Annotated in this window: 16 protein-coding genes and 1 pseudogene; 6 read left to right on the top strand and 11 right to left on the bottom strand. The window is 66.5% G+C overall.

What is annotated here, in order from left to right:
• Positions 1–41: 41 nt before the first annotated feature.
• Entirely contained in the window at positions 42–854 is an 813-nt protein-coding gene (locus tag SFA35_RS10835) for an AraC family transcriptional regulator (RefSeq protein WP_320578108.1), read from the top strand.
• Here the strand turns inward: SFA35_RS10835 and SFA35_RS10840 are convergent.
• The 3 genes from SFA35_RS10840 to SFA35_RS10850 form a co-directional block, all read right to left on the bottom strand.
• Positions 837–1,427, bottom strand: coding sequence for a LysE family translocator (locus SFA35_RS10840; RefSeq protein ID WP_320578110.1), 591 nt, complete (start codon positions 1,425–1,427; stop codon positions 837–839). The genes SFA35_RS10835 and SFA35_RS10840 overlap by 18 nt on opposite strands.
• 99 nt (positions 1,428–1,526) lie before the next feature.
• A complete protein-coding gene (locus SFA35_RS10845; protein ID WP_320578112.1) occupies positions 1,527–1,751 on the bottom strand; it encodes a hypothetical protein in 225 nt (74 codons plus the stop codon).
• 76 nt (positions 1,752–1,827) lie between these two features.
• Positions 1,828–2,157 (bottom strand): hypothetical protein, encoded by a 330-nt coding sequence (locus tag SFA35_RS10850; protein WP_320578114.1) that lies wholly within the window; start codon positions 2,155–2,157, stop codon positions 1,828–1,830.
• Between the two features lie 284 nt (positions 2,158–2,441).
• Here SFA35_RS10850 and ilvA point away from each other — a divergent pair, with 284 nt between their 5' ends.
• Positions 2,442–3,986, top strand: a complete 1,545-nt coding sequence (gene ilvA, locus SFA35_RS10855) for a threonine ammonia-lyase, biosynthetic (RefSeq protein ID WP_320578116.1) — start codon at positions 2,442–2,444, stop codon at positions 3,984–3,986.
• A 54-nt stretch (positions 3,987–4,040) separates the two neighbouring features.
• Here the strand turns inward: ilvA and SFA35_RS10860 are convergent, their stop codons facing one another.
• The gene (locus SFA35_RS10860) at positions 4,041–5,393 is read right to left on the bottom strand and encodes a GntP family permease (protein ID WP_320578118.1); all 1,353 of its coding nucleotides are present in this window, start codon (positions 5,391–5,393) and stop codon (positions 4,041–4,043) included.
• Between the two features lie 89 nt (positions 5,394–5,482).
• Positions 5,483–6,013, bottom strand: coding sequence for a gluconokinase (locus SFA35_RS10865; protein ID WP_320578121.1), 531 nt, complete (start codon positions 6,011–6,013; stop codon positions 5,483–5,485).
• A 211-nt stretch (positions 6,014–6,224) separates the two neighbouring features.
• Here SFA35_RS10865 and SFA35_RS10870 point away from each other — a divergent pair, with 211 nt between their 5' ends.
• Positions 6,225–7,235 (top strand): LacI family DNA-binding transcriptional regulator, encoded by a 1,011-nt coding sequence (locus SFA35_RS10870; protein ID WP_320578123.1) that lies wholly within the window; start codon positions 6,225–6,227, stop codon positions 7,233–7,235.
• A gap of 132 nt (positions 7,236–7,367) precedes the next feature.
• Entirely contained in the window at positions 7,368–8,207 is an 840-nt protein-coding gene (locus SFA35_RS10875; RefSeq protein WP_320578126.1) for an NAD-dependent protein deacetylase, read from the top strand.
• A gap of 1 nt (position 8,208) precedes the next feature.
• Here the strand turns inward: SFA35_RS10875 and SFA35_RS10880 are convergent, their stop codons facing one another.
• On the bottom strand, positions 8,209–9,759 hold the full coding sequence (locus SFA35_RS10880) for a sensor domain-containing diguanylate cyclase (protein WP_320578129.1): 1,551 nt from the start codon (positions 9,757–9,759) through the stop codon (positions 8,209–8,211).
• A 204-nt stretch (positions 9,760–9,963) separates the two neighbouring features.
• Positions 9,964–11,112, bottom strand: a complete 1,149-nt coding sequence (locus SFA35_RS10885) for an alpha/beta hydrolase (RefSeq protein ID WP_320578131.1) — start codon at positions 11,110–11,112, stop codon at positions 9,964–9,966.
• 179 nt (positions 11,113–11,291) lie between these two features.
• On the opposite strand from SFA35_RS10885, the pseudogene SFA35_RS10890 reads away from it, so the two are divergent.
• Positions 11,292–11,962, top strand: a pseudogene (locus tag SFA35_RS10890) (GNAT family N-acetyltransferase).
• A gap of 195 nt (positions 11,963–12,157) precedes the next feature.
• Here the strand turns inward: SFA35_RS10890 and SFA35_RS10895 are convergent.
• The 3 genes from SFA35_RS10895 to SFA35_RS10905 all read right to left on the bottom strand — a co-directional run bounded on the left by SFA35_RS10895 (position 12,158) and on the right by SFA35_RS10905 (position 15,763).
• Complete coding sequence (locus SFA35_RS10895; protein ID WP_320578133.1) at positions 12,158–13,267, bottom strand: catalase family protein; 1,110 nt, start codon at positions 13,265–13,267, stop codon at positions 12,158–12,160.
• A gap of 111 nt (positions 13,268–13,378) precedes the next feature.
• Complete coding sequence (locus tag SFA35_RS10900; RefSeq protein WP_320578134.1) at positions 13,379–14,740, bottom strand: MFS transporter; 1,362 nt, start codon at positions 14,738–14,740, stop codon at positions 13,379–13,381.
• 126 nt (positions 14,741–14,866) lie between these two features.
• Complete coding sequence (locus tag SFA35_RS10905; protein WP_320578135.1) at positions 14,867–15,763, bottom strand: LysR substrate-binding domain-containing protein; 897 nt, start codon at positions 15,761–15,763, stop codon at positions 14,867–14,869.
• Between the two features lie 92 nt (positions 15,764–15,855).
• Here SFA35_RS10905 and SFA35_RS10910 point away from each other — a divergent pair, with 92 nt between their 5' ends.
• Positions 15,856–16,287 carry a PACE efflux transporter gene (locus SFA35_RS10910; protein ID WP_320578137.1) on the top strand — a complete coding sequence of 144 codons (432 nt, stop codon included), beginning with the start codon at positions 15,856–15,858 and terminating at the stop codon, positions 16,285–16,287.
• Between the two features lies 1 nt (position 16,288).
• Here the strand turns inward: SFA35_RS10910 and SFA35_RS10915 are convergent, their stop codons facing one another.
• The gene (locus tag SFA35_RS10915) at positions 16,289–17,680 is read right to left on the bottom strand and encodes an MFS transporter (RefSeq protein WP_320578140.1); all 1,392 of its coding nucleotides are present in this window, start codon (positions 17,678–17,680) and stop codon (positions 16,289–16,291) included.
• Positions 17,681–17,693: the final 13 nt, after the last annotated feature.

A 17,693-nucleotide genomic window follows, 5' to 3' on the forward strand; every position in this document is an offset into this window, starting at 1 on the left:
CTGCTAGGCTTGGCCTGTCGTTCATCCCTGGCCCGTCAAGCATGTCCCACTACTGGCGTCACCCAGCCGTTGCACACATCGAGATCCGCAATGTCGTCGACGGCCGAGGGTTCAGCCATGAACCTCACGCCCACGCGACCTTTTCGATCGGCGCCATCATTGGCGGTCGCAGCACCTACCTCAACGGTCACCATACTCGCGAAATCGGCGCCGGCAGCCTGGTGCTGATCAACCCGGGGGTGGTGCATGCCTGCAACCCCTTGACCGAGGAGCCCTGGGCCTACCGCATGTTCTATGTCGATGCGACCTGGCTGGCGACCCTGCAGCGCCCGTCGGGCACCAGCACCCAGGCCGCCTTCCAGCCATTTGCCGAGCAGTACAGTGACGATGCGCAGTTGTTCGCCGGGCTGGAACAGCTCTACCGGCAACTGACCGCCCCGGCCGCCAGCGCCGGCGAGCTGCAGGCGGCGGCCCGTGAGTATTTCCAGCAGCTGTTGCGACGCCTGACCCCCAGTGCCCAGCCGCCGGTGCAGGACAAGCTGCTGCGGGCCGCCGAATTGATCCGCCAGAGGTGCCTACAGCCGTTGCCTTTGGAGGAGATCGGCGCGGCGGTGCAGTTGTCGCCGTCTTACCTGATCCGGGCATTCAAGGCGCAATACGGCCTGACCCCCCACGGTTATCTGATCGACTGCCGTCTGCAACTGGCCCGCGAAGCCCTGCGGCGCGGCGAGCCGATCGCGGCCGTCGCCGCCCAGGCCGGCTTCGCCGATCAGGCGCATTTGCAGCGTCAATTCAAGCGCGCCCTGGCCGCGACCCCCGGCCAGTACCGCAGGCCGTCAGTCCAGCAGCATTAGCCACGCCGCGCAGCCGGCCAGGAGCGTCGCCATGCAGCGGTTGAACCAGCGCAGGCCGGCTGTGTGGTTCAGGTACGGACGCAGGAAGGCGCCGGCCCAGGCCCAGCTGGCCAGCGACAGCCAGCAGATCACCAGGTAGAGCAGGGCGAACACCCAGACCCCGGCCACGTCGCCATCGGCGACGAAGGCGCCCATGCCAGCCACGCAGGCCAGCCACGCCTTGGGGTTGAGCCACTGCATCAGCGCGCCGCCCCAGGCCGAGGGAACAGGGCAGCTCTGCTCGGTGCGCAGGCGGCCATCGTCACTGGCCAGTTTCCAGGCCACATACAACAGATAGATCACTCCAGCCACGCGGATCAGTCGGGTCAGCAGTGGCCACTGCAACAGCACTTCATGCAGGCCCAGGCCCACCAGTACCAGCAGCAGGGTGAAGCCAAGCGTCGCGCCGCTGACGTGGGGCAAGGCAGCGCGCATGCCGTGCCTGGCGGCGCAGCCGAGCGAGACGATGTTGACCGGGCCCGGGCTGATCGACGAGGCCAGGGCAAAGGCGGCCATGGAGAGAATGACGCTCATGAAAAAACCTCAGTGCTGATAGTCAGGCACTGAGGTTATGGGGGGCACGGCTCGGGGTATTGAACGAAATGACCCTGCGGCTCGGGCCGCGCCTGGCTGCTAGCCGCCGTCGACGTCGATATCGGCGTCGGTGGGCTTGCCCTTGGTGCGCTCGTCCTGGCTGGGCGGCGAAATGTCGTCCGGGCTGTAGCGATTGCCTTCGGGCGTATCGGTGGCCTCGCCCGGTTCGCCTTGCGGATCGATGGCCGGGTCGTTGCGCTCACCGTCTGCCGGGGCAGGGGTGCGCGGCACGTCGTCGTTCGGAGCGGGCGTCTGGTTGCTCATGTGGCCTCCACTGATTCAGACCGGGATTCAGACCGGGGAGAGTCTATACGGGGAAAAAGACAGGCTGCCGCGCGGCTTATTTGGAGCCTTCGGAGCCGGTGCCATCTTCGTCGTCATCGTCGTCACGCACGCCATTATTGGGCAATGTACCCGTCGGCGAGGCCATGACATCGCCCTTGGGCGCAGCGCCGGGCGCGTTGCCCACCGAACCGTCGGTGTTGCCGTTGCGCTTCATGTTGTTGGTGCCTTCAGGCACGCCCACCGAGCCAGGCACGGCGCCGCTGTCGCCATTGGTGTCTTTGGTGGCAGGGTTGGTCGGGCCGGTGCTGTTGTCAGCGAGGGCGGGCAGCGCGGCAGCGCCAAGCAGGGCGGCGAGGGCCAAAGCGGTGATTCGAGTCGTCTTCATGTCGAGATGCTCCATTGTTGTTGGCTACCTCATTTGGGTTGCGCGACAGCCTCGGGGTGCCATGAATCCGACCAGCGGTAGGGTGGCGGCTTCGTGAAATCTATTGACACATATTTTTCAGCGCGATAGGTTGCGTCCATGACATCCCATTCGCCGATGAACGCCAGCATTATTATTACCGCCATTCCTTATCTGGCGGGCTAGCTGACATCTGCACCCAACCCGCCCAAGAGGCGGGTTTTTCTTCTCTGTCTCCTGGGCTCCACGCTCCGGAGACATGCCTGATGCCCACCCTCGACGCCGCCCCGACCACCGACCTGCTCGCCGGCTATGTGCGCAAGACCCTTGCCGCCCCGGTTTACGACGTGGCCATCGAGACGCCGCTGCAGCCAGCACCGGCGCTGTCCGCGCGGCTGGGCAATCAGGTGCTGCTCAAGCGCGAGGACCTGCAGCCCATCTACTCCTTCAAGATCCGCGGCGCCTATAACCGACTGGCCCAGCTCACGGCGGCCGAGCGGGCTCAGGGGGTGGTCACTGCCTCGGCCGGCAACCATGCCCAGGGCGTGGCACTGGCGGCGGCCAAGCTGGGCGTGGCGGCGATCATCGTCATGCCCACCACCACCCCGGCGCTGAAGATCGACGGCGTGCGTTCGCGCGGCGGTATCGTGGTGCTGCACGGCGACAGTTTCCCCCAGGCCCTGGCTCACGCCCTGCAGTTGGCCGCCGAGGGCTACACCTTCGTCGCGCCGTTCGACGACCCCCACGTGATCGCCGGGCAAGGCACCGTGGCCATGGAGATCCTGCGCCAGCAGCCAGGCGCACTGGACGCCATCTTCGTTCCGGTGGGCGGGGGCGGGTTGATCTCCGGCATCGCCGCCTACGTCAAATACCTGCGGCCCGAGGTGCGCGTGATCGGCGTCGAGCCGCACGACTCCAACTGCCTGCAGGCGGCGCTGCTGGCCGGCCGGCGCGTGGTACTGCCGCAGGTCGGCACCTTTGCCGACGGGGTGGCGGTGGCGCAGATCGGCGAGCATTGTTTCGAAGTCTGCCGCCAGTACGTCGATGGGGTGATCACCGTCAGCAGCGACGAGCTGTGCGCGGCGATCAAGGACATCTATGACGACACCCGCTCCATCACCGAGCCATCCGGGGCCCTGGCGGTGGCCGGCATCAAGAAGTACGTGGCGCAGACCGGCGCTCGTGGCGAGACCCTGGTGGCCATCGACTCGGGCGCCAACATCAATTTCGACCGCCTGCGCCATGTCGCCGAACGTGCCGAGCTGGGCGAGCAGCGCGAGGCGATCATCGCCGTCACCGTGGCCGAAGAACCGGGCAGTTTCCAGCGCTTCTGCCAGGCCCTGGGGCGGCGCCAGATCACCGAATTCAACTATCGCTATCACGCACAACATGCCGCCAACCTGTTCGTTGGCGTGCAGACCCACCCGCAGAACGATCCGCGCCAGGCGTTGCTGGAGGGCCTGGAGAGCGCCGGTTTCGCCGTGGTCGATCTCACCGACAACGAGCTGGCCAAGCTGCACATTCGCCACACCGTGGGTGGGCACGCGGCGGGCATGGCCGGCGAGGTAGTCGTGCGCTTCGAGTTTGCGGAACGGCCAGGGGCGCTGCTGGGCTTTCTTGAGGCCTTGGGACAGTGCTGGAATATCAGCATGTTCCATTACCGCAACCACGGGGCGGACATGGCTCGGGTGCTGGCGGGGTTCGAAGTCGCGGAGGGGCAGCAGGGCGAGTTGCTGGCGGTGCTGGAGGGGCTGGGGTATCGCTACTGGGACGAGACGCAGAATCCGGCGTATCGCTTGTTCATGGGGTAAGCAGCAGGGCGAATGCGGGAGAGGGCAAGGCCGCCTCCCGCAACACCCGGGTGATCAGACCACCAGCGACAGCAACATGATCAGGATGATGCCCACCACCGACAGGATGGTCTCCATCATGGTCCAGGTCTTCAGCGTCTCGGCCACGGTCATGTTGAAGTACTGCTTGACCAGCCAGAAGCCCGCATCGTTGACGTGGGACAGGATGACCGAACCGGCGCCGGTGGCCAGCACCAGCAGTTCGCGGTTGACCCCGGGGATCATGTCCACCACCGGCGCGACGATGCCGGCGCCGGTGATGGTGGCCACGGTGGCGGACCCGGTGGCCACGCGGATCACCGCCGCCACCAGCCAGGCCAGCAGAATCGGGTTGATCTGCGCGTGCACGGCCATGGTGCCGATCACGTTACCGACGCCGGTGTCCACCAGCATCTGCTTGAAGCCGCCGCCGGCGCCCACGATCAGGATGATCGCCGCGGTCGGTGCCAGGCTCGAGTCGAGCAGTTTCATGATCTGCTGACGGTTGAAGCCACGCGCGGCACCAAAGGTGTAGAAGGCCAGCAACAGCGCCGCGAGCAGGGCGGTGATCGGGTGACCGATCAGGTCCATCCACTGGCGGAAGATATGGTCGGCGGGCAGCACCACGTCGGCGCCGGTCTTGAGCAGCATGAGGAACACCGGCAGCAGCACGGTGATCAGGGTCACGGCGAAGCTGGGCAGGTTCTCGTGGCTGGTTTCCTTGGCAATCTGGTCCATCAACTCGGTGGACGGGTTGCCCGGAATGCGCTTGGAGATCCAGTTGCCGAAGATTGGCCCGGCGACGATGGCGGTGGGCAGGGCAATGATCAGGCCGTAGAAGATGGTCTTGCCGATGTCGGCCTTGAACACGCCGATCGCCAGCAGCGGGCCTGGGTGCGGCGGCACCAGGCCGTGCACCACGGAGAGGCCGGCCAGCAGCGGGATGCCGACCTTGACCAGCGACACCCCGGAGCGGCGAGCGACGATGAACACCAGCGGGATCAACAGCACGAAACCGATCTCGAAGAACAACGGAATGCCGACCAGGAAGGCCGAGAACATCATCGCCCAGTGCACGTTCTTGACGCCGAACTTGCGGATCAGCGTCTGCGCGATCTGGTCGGCGCCGCCGGAGTCGGCCATCAGCTTGCCGAGCATGGTGCCCAGCGCCAGCACGATGCCGACGAAGCCCAGCACGCCGCCGAAGCCGTCCTGGAAGGATTTCATCACCTTGGCCACCGGCATGCCCGAGGTCAGGCCGAGAAAGCCCGCGGCCAGGGTCAGGGCGACGAAGGGGTGCACCTTGAGTTTGGTGATGAGCAGGATCAGACCAATGATGGTGACCAGCGCATCGAGCAATAGATAGTTGTCTGTGGATAGGCCCAGCATGTGCGTATGCCTCGTGTTGTTGTTTTAAGTGTTGTTTTGAGTGATTGACGCAGGTAGCGCTGTCTTGGTTGGCCCAGGCAATGCCTTGCTCATGCCAGGGTCTTGGCGCCGTGCCCTACCAGCCAGCCGTCGACCTGCACCGCCAGGGCGTCGATCGGGCGAGTGGCGTCCACGGTCAGGGTACGGTCTTCGCCGGTGGGCGATTCCAGCGTGGCGAACTGGCTGTCGATCAGGCTGGCCGGCATGAAGTGGCCCGGGCGGTGCGAAACCCGGTCCGCCGCTTCGGCGCGGGACAGTTCGAGGAAGACGAAACCCAGATCCGGCACGGCGGCGCGCAGCTTGTCGCGATAGGCACGCTTGAGCGCCGAGCAGGTCAGCACCGCGCGCTCGCCACCCTTGACGCAGGCATTGAGCTCTTCGCCCAGGCGGGTCAGCCAGCCGGCGCGGTCGTTGTCGTCGAGGGGAATGCCGGCGCTCATCTTTTCGATGTTGGCCTTGGGGTGAAACGAATCGCCTTCTATCAGGCGGCCGCCGCTGTGCTGGACGATGGCAGCGCCGACGCTGCTTTTGCCGCAGCCGGACACGCCCATCACGACGAGGGCAGAAAGAGGGGAAACCATCGCTATCTCCTGCAGGCTGACAACACGTAAAGCCGCCCTTGTGGCGACTTCGACCGGTGCGACCTGCTCTTATTGATCTTGTCCGCACGATTTGGTGCGGTGTCTTCGCCGGTGTTGCAACAAGTCAGCGAAAATTCCCCGTTGCCCTGTTTCCGAGACAGCGCTACCTTAATGCCCGATTTCCCCCCATGCAAGCAGAACAACAAGAACCATGACTCGAATCGGCTCACGTACTACCGGGCGCCCGACCCTTGCGGAGGTCGCGCGCCTGTCAGGTGTTTCTCCCATTACCGCCTCGCGCGCGCTGCGGGGCGTCAGCACCGTGGCCCCGGAGCTGGTGCGCAAGGTCGAAGAGGCAGCGGCGGCCCTTGGCTACGTGGCCAATCCGGCAGCCCGGGCGCTGGCCTCGGCGCAGAGCCAGTCGGTGGTGGTGCTGATTCCTTCGCTCTCCAACCAGCTGTTCATCGACACCCTGGAGGCCATCCACGGGGTGATGCGCCCGCGCGGGCTCGAAGTGCTGATCGGCAATTTTCACTACGACGTCGCCGAAGAAGAGAACTTGATTCGCAATTATCTTGCGTACCAGCCGCGCGGCATCCTGCTGACCGGCTTTGATCGCACCGAGCAGTCGCGGCGCATGCTGGCAGCGAGCAAAGTGCCCTGCGTGCACATGATGGAGCTGGCGGACGACGGCCCCTGCGTCGGCTTCTCCCAGGAGCAGGCCGGTGTGGTGGCGGCGCACAACCTGCTGCAGCGCGGGCGTCGGCGCCTGGCCTACGTTGCCGCGCAGCTGGACCCGCGAGTCATGCAACGGGCCGAGGGCTTTCGCCGGGCGCTGCGCGAGGCCGGCCTGCATGACGCCAGCTTGGAAGTGATGGTGCCGCAGCCTTCGTCCATCGCCCTGGGCGGCGAGATGTTTCGTCAACTGATGCGCGAACACCCCGACGTCGACGGGATTTTCTTCTGCAACGACGACCTCGGCCACGGCGCCATCTACGAGGCGCAACGGCTGGGCATCCGCGTGCCCGAGCAGGTTGCCATGATCGGCTTCAACGACCTGCCGGCTTCGGCGCAGTTGGTGCCACGGCTGACCTCGATTCGCACCCCGCGCGCAGCCATCGGCAAGGCCGCGGCGCTGATGCTGCTCGAACGCCTGGACGGCAAGACCGGCGGCGTGCAGGCACGCGACCTGGGCTTCGAACTGGTGGTGCGCGAAAGCTAGGGCGCTATCCGACCACCCGCCCTTCATTTTGCGCGCAGGCCAGCTAACCTTGCTGCCAGCGACGTTCGGCATTTTCGTTCGTTGTAGTCGTTCGTTGTATTCGTTCGTTGTAGCCGGCGGGGGCAGTTGCGCATGTTAGACACCGACACCCAATCATCCTTGCACGCCCTGGCCGAGCGCCTGGCGGTGGGCCCGTTGCTGGTGCTGACGGGAGCGGGCATCAGCACCGGCTCGGGCATTCCGGATTACCGCGACACCGATGGTGTGCGCCGGGGCAACGCACCGATCATGCACCAGGACTTCGTCAAGTCGGCGGCCACCCGCAAGCGCTACTGGGCGCGGGCCATGGTGGGTTGGCAGGCGGTGTGCAAGGCCCAGCCCAATGCCGCACACCGTGCATTGGCCGGGCTGCAGAACCGCGGGCTGGTCTCGGCGGTGATCACCCAGAATGTCGACGGCCTGCACGACGCCGCCGGCAGCCGCAAGGTGATCGAGCTGCACGGCAACCTGCACCGGGTCGTGTGCATGGATTGCAGCCGGCAGATGCTGCGCGCCCATGTGCAGGAGGTGCTGGAGAGCGAGAACCCGGCGCTGCAGCACGTGCATGCGGTACTTGCTCCGGACGGCGATGCGCAACTGGCGGCGGAGTTTCTCGCCGGCTTTCGCATGCCCCATTGCCCCGGCTGCGGCAGCGACCGCTTGAAGCCCGATGTGGTGTTCTTCGGCGACGGGGTGTCGGCCCAGAGTGCCAGCGATGCCTGGCGCGCGGTCACCGATTCGGCGGCGTTGCTGGTGGTGGGCAGCTCGCTGATGGCGTACTCCAGCTTTCGCCTGTGCCAGGAGATGTCCCGGCAGGGCAAACCGTTGCTGGCGATCAACCTGGGCAAGACCCGCGCCGACGGCTTGTTCGGCATCAAGGCCCGGGTGCCCTGCGAGGAGGCGTTGCCCTGGCTGGCCGAGCGCCTGGCCTAGGTCAGGCCAGACGTGGCTGCGGGTTTTGCGTGGCCGTGCGGCACACGCGGTTGCGGCCCTGGCTCTTGGCCCGGTACAGCGCCTGGTCGGCGGCCTGGATCAGCGCCTGGGCACGCACCGCCGGGTCGTCGGCGTGCATCACGTGCACGCCGGCACTGATGGTGACATGGCCCGCGTCGTTGCCGGCATGGTTGATCTGCAGGCTGCGCACCGTCTGCAGCACCCGCTCGGCGACGCGCGCGCTGCCGTCCTCGTCGCATTCGGGCAACAGCACCAGCAGCTCCTCGCCGCCGTAGCGCACCACCAGGTCGCCCGCACGGCCGACGCAGGCGAGCACCGCCTGGCCCACAGCCTTGATGCACTCGTCACCCGCAGGGTGGCCGTACAGGTCGTTGAAGCGCTTGAAGTGATCGATGTCGAGCATGATCAGCGCCAGCGGCCGGCCACTGCGCCGCGCGCGGCCGATTTCGTCGGGCAGCGCCGCATCCAGTTGGCGGCGGTTGGCCAGGCCCGTCAGGCTGTCCTGCATGGCCAGCTTGTGCAAGGCGGCATGGGCGTTGCGCAGTTCGGACTCGGTTTTCTGGCCGTAGCGAATCTGGCGCAGCAGGACCATGGCGCACAGGCCCAGGGCCAGCAGCACCGCGGCAACAAAGCCGGTCGAGCGCAGCAGGTTGTCCTGCCATTCGGCAAAGATCGCCTCTTGCGATTGCGCGGCCATGACCACCACCGGGTACTCGTCGGCCTGGCGGTAGCCATACAGGCGCACCACGCCGTCGACCATCGAGCGGGCCATCTCGCTGCCCATGGGCGAGGCCGGCAGCAGGTCGGTGAACACCCGCGCCTTGGCGATGCTGGTGCCCACGGCGTTCTCGTCGAACGGGCGGCGGGTGAGGATGGTGCCGTCGCGCAGCGCCAGGACCATGACCCCCTTGTCGTCCAGATCGAAGCCGCTGTAGAACTGGTTGAAGTAGGCCAGGCTCAGGGTGGCCAGGGCGACCCCGGCAAAGCTGCCGTCCGGATGGTTGATGCGCCGTGACAGCGGGATCACCCATTGATGGGTCGAACGGCTGAGGATCGCCGGCCCCAGGCGTGGCCCCAGGTCGGGGTTGTTGCGATGAAAGCGGAAGTATTCGCGGTCGGCGTTGTTGACGTTGGGCGGGTCGACATCGTTGGAGGTCACCACCCAGCGGCCATTTTCGTCGTAGACGAACAGCCCCGCCAGCTGCCCGATGAAGCGTTGCTGGCTCTGCAGCACGGCGTGCAGCCGCGGGATCTGCGCGGCATCGATGCCGTCGGCCTGCACCCGCTCGATGATCCCGGTGAGCGCCGCGTCGGCTTCCTCGAAAGCGTCGTCGGCGTGCTGGGCCAGGGAGTGGGCGAGGTTGGTCGCGTCCATTTCGGCTTCGTGCAGCGCCCGCTCGTGGGCGGTCCAGGCCTGCCAGGCGACCAGGCTGAGCAGGGCGATCATGACCAGCAGAACGAACAGCAACGCCAGGCGCTGGGTCGAAAGCCCAGGGTGCGGCGCATGGCGGTGTTGGCTGTCAACGTGCATTCACGGTCACTTTCAAAAGAAATGAAGGCTTGCGGTCATATCAATACACGCTGGCTTCCTTGACGCGTGGAGGCAATCCCGATGGGGGGCGCTGGCGCTTTTTCACCGCGCATGAAGCCGCCCCTCAAGGCTATCGGCCGCAAGCGCGATAGCCTGAGGCCCAAGACAGGATTTGTCGGGCAGCCGCCGTACAGCGGCTGCGGCTCAAGGCGCCGAGCTGCCCTTGTGCTGCAGGCTGCCGACCTTCTCCAGCCACTGCGGGGCATGCTGGTCGAGCCACTGCCGGGCTTGCGCCGACTGCTTGACCGTGGCGTCGAGAAACGCGGTGGTCACGGCGGCGACGCTGGCGGCCTGGCGCACGTCGAAGTTCTTGTCGAACGGGTTGGGCGCCGGCTCGTGCCCTCCGGAACGCGGATGCGCGCCGCCGTCGCCACTGGCGTCGCTGGCGACCGCCGGGGCCTTGTCATCCTTGTCCTTCTTGCGCTGGTTCAGCGCCATGGTCCCGGACAGGCCCTGATGGGTCGCATCCTGCAGCTTGAGCTGGTAGCCACCCAGCGCGCCGAGGTTGTTGTACAGGTCTTCGCGCTGGCGGGCCGTGGCGACCCAGCTGAACGGGTCTTCGTCGAGCGGGCCGGTCACGGTCAGCACCGGCGTGTCGATCTGGCCGAAACGCGCCGGGTCGCTGCCGCCCTCCACGTAGGGGCTCAGCAGGATGCTTGCCAGCGGCTTCCAGGCCACCGTGCGGGCCTCGCCCGGTTCGCGTTCGCCGGACAGCGCGGCCGCCGTCTGGGCGCCCAGGTCGAAACCGGCGAGCACCACGCGCCCGCTGTCCAGGGCGCTGTAACCGGCCTCGCCGGCGGCGGCGCGGCGTTTGACCTCGGCCATCACCTGGTTCACTTCCTCGACCCGCGCGCGCAGGGAAGGCGCCGAGAAGCTGCGCTGGGCTATGGTCTGGAAGGCCCCGGCCTGGGCGTCACTGGTGCTGTACAGCGAATGCTGGAAGCGCGGCGCCTGTAACGACAGCACGGCGTAGCCAGCATCGACCCAGGTCTGGCGCCACAGGTCGCCAGCGCTCGGGTCTTCACCAAGGCCCGGCAGGTAGATGATCAGCGGCACGTTCTTCTGCTCGCTGGGCACGATCAGCGCCACGTCGAGCTGGTGACCGGCCCAGCTCCAGTGGCTGTTCCAGCCGTCGTACTTGTAATGCTGCGCGGGCTGGTAGGCGGTCTTGAGGTAGTCCTGCACCGAGACGAACGTCGGCGCATCTTTTTCCGGGCTGCTCGAACAGGCGGCGAGCGAACCCAGGGCAACGGCGAACAGCAAGGAGCGCAGCAGGGCAGAACGTTTTGGCATGACAGACATGGCGACTCGAACCGATCGGACAGAAGGAGGCCGCAAGCGGCAGTGGGGCGATTATGCGCAAACTGACGGGCGGATGCTGTAGTGACGGGTAAAGGGACGGTAAATTTTTTGATACGCCGCCGTCCATGGCATCCGCTATCATTCCCGCTTCCCACCCGCGAGCCCGCGCCATGTACAGCCTCCAACACCACGCCAGCCCACCGGATGAGGCCCTGGAGGCCCAGATCAGCCAACTGGTCATCGACAATCTCACCGACATCAGCGCCGTCGCGATCGCGCCGAGCAACCCGCTCTATCCGCTGTACCAGTACGGCGTGGGGCTGGAAGTGCACCGCTATCTGCAAACCCTGGGCGCCAGCGAAGAGGTCAGCGCCGAGTTGCTGGTGGCGATGCAGGGCGAAACGCTGCTGGGCTTTGCCTTGTACCTGCCGGTCAAGGGCGATCCGCAGGCCTGCGCTCTGGCTTACCTGGCCGTGGCCGCGCAGCATCGGCGCCAAGGCATCGCCCGGGCGCTGCTGGGCGAGATGACCCGGCGCTATCCGCACGCCGAGCTAGCCTGCGTGGTGGCGCGGGTACCCTGGTTCCAGGCCATGGGCTTTCAGGTGCTGGGGGTGCGCGGCTCGCACGTCTGGATGAACACCCGCGCCCATGGCAGCGAAGGTTGGGTGGCGGTGCTGGACGTGGCGGCCATCTACCAGACCCTGGAAGTGCGGCAGATTCATGCCTCCTGCTCAAGCAGCATGGCAAGCGGGCCATGGTCGATGCGGAAAAGCAGCGCGACCGGCAACTGGACCGGATGGCGCGCGAAGCGCGGGCGTTTGTCGAGGGCCTGGGAGCGTAGCGCGGTGACCTTGGCCGGCGAAGCTGGCGAAAGGTGCGACGCGTTTCTCCCGCCATCGCAAAGATCAAACCGGCCTGGCGGCCTCTCGGGGGCTTTGCCCCCTCCCACGTGATGAACTGTGCCCCTGAGATTGGACATCCAATCCAACCTTAGGGGCACAGTTCAGGATGGTTGCGCCCAGGTGCCCGGTGTCGATCAGACCCCGGTATTGCGCGGACGCGGTTCGTGGATCGGGCAGCCGTTGTGTTCGGCGCGAAAGCCTGCGGACATTTCATAGCTGGGCTTGCGCACGCGCATGACCCCACCCAGTGGCCGGTGTGCGGCCAGGCCGTGCCAGGGGCTGAACGACAGGCCGTCGTCGATTTCCTTGGCCCGCTCGGCGTTCCAGGCCGGTTGTGCCGGCACTTCGATGCGCGCCACTGTAACGTAGGGGCTCAAGTCCTCGGGCCAGGTGACCGAGGCGTCTTCGATCGGCATCTTCTCGATGTCGGTGGCCAGCTGAATGCGCACTTCCCATACCCCGCCATGGGCGCTGAAGTACTCGTTGACCGCCGCGCGCAGGCCGTCCGGCTTGCCGTCCAGGTCCACTGGCTGGTCGGTCAGCGCGGTCAGCTCGGGCGCCACCGGCACCACGGCCAGCTTGGCGTAGTACGGACCGTACAGGATTGGCACCACGGTATTGAAGCTTTCGCCGAGAATGTGGGTCTGCGGGTGGCCGCCAAGGCTCTTGATAGTCGGGCTTTCGCCGCCCATGGCTTCGATGGTCGACTCCACACCCCGCAACACGGCGGACAGGGCCTTCTTCATTCCCGGTGCCTTGTCGGTGGTCTTGGCCAGCATTTTCAGGCTTTTCAGGAAGGCCTTGGGCGTCGGCGCGGTGAACGCCTTGGCGTTCTGCATGACGAAGTCCTGGGTTACGTCCGCTTCGCTGCCGGGCAGCCGCGCACCTTCCACGCCGATGATCTTGATGGCCAGGCCGCGCGGCGTGGACACCTTGTCGTCGAGGATGTCACCGGGGTTGGTGGAGAAACGCAGGGTCAGGCCGTAGGTGCCCGGCTTGGCGAAGGCGCCCTGGGCCAGTTCGACCGGCAGGTTGTCCAGGACCTGGAGCTGGCCGTGCAACAGGCCGTGGCTCTTGGCGTGCACGCTGCGGTTGGCGTGCCCCTCGTCCTTGAAGGTGGTCTCGAGGATGCCGTGCAGGGTCTCTGCCAGCTCCTTGCTGGTTTGGGCTTCATCATCGGGAATCTGCTCGAAGCCGGGCTGGAAAGGCAACGGATGCAGGGTGCTGACAGGGTGCTCGCTCATGGGAGGTACTCGCTCAGGTCGTGGTCACGGTTGGCACTGCGGGCGACGGGCACTGTTATCGTGCCACTATCGCCGGCGTTCAATCAGATGACTCGGCCCATCGAGCAGCGTTCAAATCAAATGGCCATGTCCAGGACCGGCGGCCCGCTCGCCCGCGCTGTCCTCGCCATGCAGCGAGATGCGCGAGGTCTCCGGCAAGGCCATGCCCCCGGCCAGTGCCAGCAGGGCGACGGCGATCAGATAGGCCGCCGGCGACAAGCTGCTGCCGGTCAGGCCGATCAACCAGGTGGCCATCAGCGGCGCGGTGCCGCCGAACAGGGTGTAGGCCAGGTTGTAGGTGATCGCCGAAGCGGTGTAGCGGGTGCGGGTCGGGAAGGTTTCCGAGAGCAGCGCGGCGGTGACCACGCCCGAGAGCACGGCGCCAACGGCCAGCAGCATGACCCCGGCAATGGCGGCGGCGAACGAGCCCGAACGCGCCAGCAGAAACGCCGGGTACACGGCGACGATCAACAGCAGGCAGGTGCAGAGCATGGTCGTGCGCCTACCGACGCGGTCGGAGAAGGCACCTGCCAACGGGCAGATCAGGGCGGCGAACAGCAGGGCGATCACCGACACCAGCAACGCCCCGGCGCGACTGAGGCCGCCGGCCACCTGCAGATAAGTGGCGAAGTAGGTAGTGAACATGTAGAACGACAGGGCCGTCAGCGATACGAATGCCCCCAGGCAGAGAATGGCCCTGGCATGCTTGCGCAGCGTCTCGGCCAGCGGCGAGTGGGCCACCGCGTGTTCCTGCTCAACGGCCTGAAACGCCGGGGTTTCGCCCATGTGCAGGCGCAGGTAGAGGCCGACCAGGCCCAGCGGCGCAGCAATCAGGAACGGCAGGCGCCAGCCCCAGCTGGCCATCGCCTCGCTGCTGAGGCCGGCGTCCAGGGCATAGGCGATGACGGCGGCGGCGGCGAAGGCGCTGAAGGTCGAAACTGGCACGAAACTGCCATACCACGCCCTCTTGTGGCGCGGCGCGTGCTCCATCAGGTAGGCGCAGGCCCCGGCGTATTCGCCGCCGGCCGAGAAGCCCTGCACGCAGCGGATCAGGGTCAGCAGGGCGGGCGCCCACAGGCCGATGGCGCTGTAGGTGGGCAACAGGCCGATCAGCGTGGTGGCGCCGGCCATCAGCAGAATGGTCAGGGCGAGGATGCGCTTGCGCCCGAGGCGGTCGCCGAGCATGCCGAAGACGATGCCGCCCAGTGGCCGAAAGGCGAACGCCACGGCGAACACCGCGAAGGTCTTGAGCAGCGCCACGCTGGCGTCGCCGCTGGCGAAGAACTGCTGGGCGATGGTGGTGGCGAGAAAACCGTAGACGGCAAAATCGAACCACTCGACGAAGTTGCCGATCGCGGCGGCGACGATGACGCGCCTGAGGGTCCCCGGGTCAACCACTCGCGGGCTGCGGCTGGGCTCTGTTGCTGCATTCATGCTGTGCGCTCCTGCATCGTTGACTGTCACGATTATCGGCAGTAGCGCGACCCGGGGCTGCGGGAAAACCGTCGCTCACGTGTCCAAAGCCGAAGCCGCTGCCGTCTGCAGGACACAGCGCAGCAGTTATCGTGCCGCCTGCACCTGTTCGCGCAGCCAGGCGAGGAACTCACGCAACGGCGCCTGGCGCTCGCGCCCTGGCACGCACAGCGCACTGTACTGGCCGGCGGGCAGGCGGATCTCGCTGCGATAGGGTTGCAGCAGCCCGCGCTGCACGCTGCCCGCGACCAGTACATCGCTGGCCAGCACCAGGCCGTGGCCGGCGATGGCTGCCTGCAATGCGTAGTCTTCGTCGCTGTACTCGCGAAAATGCGCCCGCTCCAGCCAATCCTCGTGCCCGGCGCGGGCGCACCACAGTGGCCAGTCGATCGGTGCGCTGGTGGCCGAGTACCACGGCACCTGGATCAGCTCCAGGTTGTGCGGCGCCGCCGGCGCTTGCCAGCCGGGCGGTGCATAGACGGCAAAGTGCTCGTCGAGCAGCGCCAGGCAGTACAGCCCCGGCTGTGGCTGGACGTGCACGCGCAGGGCGATGTCGATGCGGCTGTCACGGGCCAGGTCCACCACCTCGTTGGTGGTCTCGACACGTACGTGGATACGCGGGTAACGCCGATGGAAGTCACCCAGCCGGGCGATCAGCCAATGGCTGGCGAACGCCGGCGTGGTGGTCAGGGTCAGGCTCTGGCTGTCGCCGGCCGGCTGCCAGCGCGACAGGCCAGCCGCCATGCCGGCGAAGGCCGCGTGGACCTCGGCGAACAGCTCGTGGCCTTCGCGGCTCAGCGATACGCCTTGCGCGGTACGGGTGAACAGCAGCGTACCGAGGCTTTCTTCAAGGCTTTTGATCTGATGGGAGACGGCGGCAGGGGTGACGGCCAGTTCATCGGCGGCGGCCTTGAACGCGCCCAGGCGGGCAGCCGATTCGAACGCGCGCAGGGCAGTCAGGGGCAGCTTGGTGAACACAGGCATTACTCAGGTTGAGCGAGGCTCAATTTAGCTCAATTGCGCGCAGCGCCTCAACTGGCGAGGATGCAGGCTCTTTCCGGCAGAGACCGCTTCCCATGCAAGGCACTCCACGCAAGATCGTCCAGGCACTGGCCTACGAGGGCATCGCCGTACTCTGCGTCGCGCCGGCGCTGCAACTGGTGTATGCCGAAGGCGCCGGTCATTCGCTGCTGCTGTCGTTGATCATTTCCGCCGTGGCGCTGGCCTGGAACGTGTTGTTCAACGCCGGCTTCGAACGCTGGGAAGCGCGCCAGCGCCAGCGTCAGCGCACCTGGCAGCGGCGGCTGCTGCATGCCATCGGCTTCGAGGGCGGGCTGACCCTGATCCTGTTGCCGATCATCGCCGGCTGGCTGGGCATCAGCCTGCTCAGCGCCCTGCTGACCAACCTGGCGTTGTTCGCATTCTTCTTCGTCTATGCGCTGGTGTTCCAGTGGGGCTTCGACCGCGTGTTTGGCCTGCCGCAGTCTGCCGCACCGAGCCGGCTGTGAGTCAGTGCGCGATCCGCTCCAGGGCCAGGTTGCGCGTGCGCGGGCCGAATACGCCGATGGTCAGCATCACCACCAACATGCTGGCAACGATGAAGGCAAGCACCCCTGGCGTGCCGAAATGCTCGAGGAAGAAGCCGATCAGCAGGCTGCTGAACACCGTCGACAGGCGACTGAACGAATAACAGAAGCCTACCGCTCGGGCGCGAATGTGGGTGGGGAACATTTCACTCTGGTAGGCGTGATAGCTGAACGTCAGCCAGGCGTTGCAGAAAGTGATCATCACCCCGCAGACGATCAGCCCGAGCGCCGAGCTCTGCAAGGCGAACAGGGTGCCGAACAGCACGGTGCCCAGCGCCGAGCCGACGATGCCCCACTTGTTCTCCAGGCGATGCGCCACGCGCACGAACAACAGCGGGCCAAGGGGGTAGGCGAGGGTGATGACGAAAGCGTAGGCCAGGCTATGGGTCAGGCCGACACCCTGGCCATTGAGCAACGCCGGGAGCCAGTTGCCGAAGCCGAAGAAGCCGATGGCCTGGAAGATATTGAACGCCACCAGCATCAGTGCGCGGCGCCGGTACGGTGGCTGCCAGATATCGGCGAAACGTCCTGCGGCCACCAATGGCACCACTTCGACCTCGGGCGTCGCCAACGGTGCCTTGGCATCCTTGGCGCAGCGGGCTTCGATGGCCCCGAGCACGGCCTCGGCTTCATCCAGCCGCCCATGCTGCGCCAGCCAGCGCGGCGACTCGGGAAGGGCGCGGCGCAGCCACCAGATGAACAGCGCGAACACTGCGCTGGCCAACACCACCCAGCGCCAGCCGGCCACGCCGAATGGCGCGTGCGGCACCAGCCACCAGGACATCAGCGCCACCGCCGGCACCGACAGGAACTGAATGAAGAACGCGAAGGCAAAGGCCCGACTGCGCATGGCCTTGGGCACCAGTTCGCTGAGGTAGGCGTCGATGGTCACCAGTTCGATGCCCAGGCCGATGCCGACCAGGAAGCGGCACAGGATCAGCCCCATGGCGCTGTCCTGCAAGCCCATCAGCACGGTGGCCGACGTGTACCAGAGAAGCGCGAAGGTAAACACCGCCCGCCGGCCATAGCGGTCGGCGAATGGACTCAGCAGGCTGGCGCCGATGAACAGGCCGAGGAAGGTTGCCGAGGCGAACGCGGCCTGGTCGGAGACGCCGAAGGCGCCGCCGCTGCCACTGGCGAAGATGCCGGCCTGGATCAGACCGGGGCTGATGTAGGCGGTCTGGAACAAGTCGTACAGCTCGAAGAAGCCGCCGACCGACAGCAATGCCACCAGCTTCCATAGCGCCGCCACGGCAGGCAGGCGATCGATGCGGGCACTGACATGGGCGACTCGTGAGGCAAGGGCGACGGACATCGGCAGGATCCAG

The sequence above is a fragment of the Pseudomonas sp. HR96 genome (assembly GCF_034059295.1).
Classification (GTDB): Bacteria; Pseudomonadota; Gammaproteobacteria; order Pseudomonadales; family Pseudomonadaceae; genus Aquipseudomonas.

What these genes read in the sequence shown, in the direction of transcription:
- SFA35_RS10835 (WP_320578108.1), top strand. Translation starts at nt 42, where the DNA reads ATGTCCCACTACTGGCGTCACCCAGCCGTTGCACACATCGAGATCCGC.
- SFA35_RS10840 (WP_320578110.1), bottom strand. Translation starts at nt 1,427, where the DNA reads ATGAGCGTCATTCTCTCCATGGCCGCCTTTGCCCTGGCCTCGTCGATC.
- SFA35_RS10845 (WP_320578112.1), bottom strand. Translation starts at nt 1,751, where the DNA reads ATGAGCAACCAGACGCCCGCTCCGAACGACGACGTGCCGCGCACCCCT.
- SFA35_RS10850 (WP_320578114.1), bottom strand. Translation starts at nt 2,157, where the DNA reads ATGAAGACGACTCGAATCACCGCTTTGGCCCTCGCCGCCCTGCTTGGC.
- ilvA (WP_320578116.1), top strand. Translation starts at nt 2,442, where the DNA reads ATGCCCACCCTCGACGCCGCCCCGACCACCGACCTGCTCGCCGGCTAT.
- SFA35_RS10860 (WP_320578118.1), bottom strand. Translation starts at nt 5,393, where the DNA reads ATGCTGGGCCTATCCACAGACAACTATCTATTGCTCGATGCGCTGGTC.
- SFA35_RS10865 (WP_320578121.1), bottom strand. Translation starts at nt 6,013, where the DNA reads ATGGTTTCCCCTCTTTCTGCCCTCGTCGTGATGGGCGTGTCCGGCTGC.
- SFA35_RS10870 (WP_320578123.1), top strand. Translation starts at nt 6,225, where the DNA reads ATGACTCGAATCGGCTCACGTACTACCGGGCGCCCGACCCTTGCGGAG.
- SFA35_RS10875 (WP_320578126.1), top strand. Translation starts at nt 7,368, where the DNA reads ATGTTAGACACCGACACCCAATCATCCTTGCACGCCCTGGCCGAGCGC.
- SFA35_RS10880 (WP_320578129.1), bottom strand. Translation starts at nt 9,759, where the DNA reads ATGCACGTTGACAGCCAACACCGCCATGCGCCGCACCCTGGGCTTTCG.
- SFA35_RS10885 (WP_320578131.1), bottom strand. Translation starts at nt 11,112, where the DNA reads ATGCCAAAACGTTCTGCCCTGCTGCGCTCCTTGCTGTTCGCCGTTGCC.
- SFA35_RS10895 (WP_320578133.1), bottom strand. Translation starts at nt 13,267, where the DNA reads ATGAGCGAGCACCCTGTCAGCACCCTGCATCCGTTGCCTTTCCAGCCC.
- SFA35_RS10900 (WP_320578134.1), bottom strand. Translation starts at nt 14,740, where the DNA reads ATGAATGCAGCAACAGAGCCCAGCCGCAGCCCGCGAGTGGTTGACCCG.
- SFA35_RS10905 (WP_320578135.1), bottom strand. Translation starts at nt 15,763, where the DNA reads ATGCCTGTGTTCACCAAGCTGCCCCTGACTGCCCTGCGCGCGTTCGAA.
- SFA35_RS10910 (WP_320578137.1), top strand. Translation starts at nt 15,856, where the DNA reads ATGCAAGGCACTCCACGCAAGATCGTCCAGGCACTGGCCTACGAGGGC.
- SFA35_RS10915 (WP_320578140.1), bottom strand. Translation starts at nt 17,680, where the DNA reads ATGTCCGTCGCCCTTGCCTCACGAGTCGCCCATGTCAGTGCCCGCATC.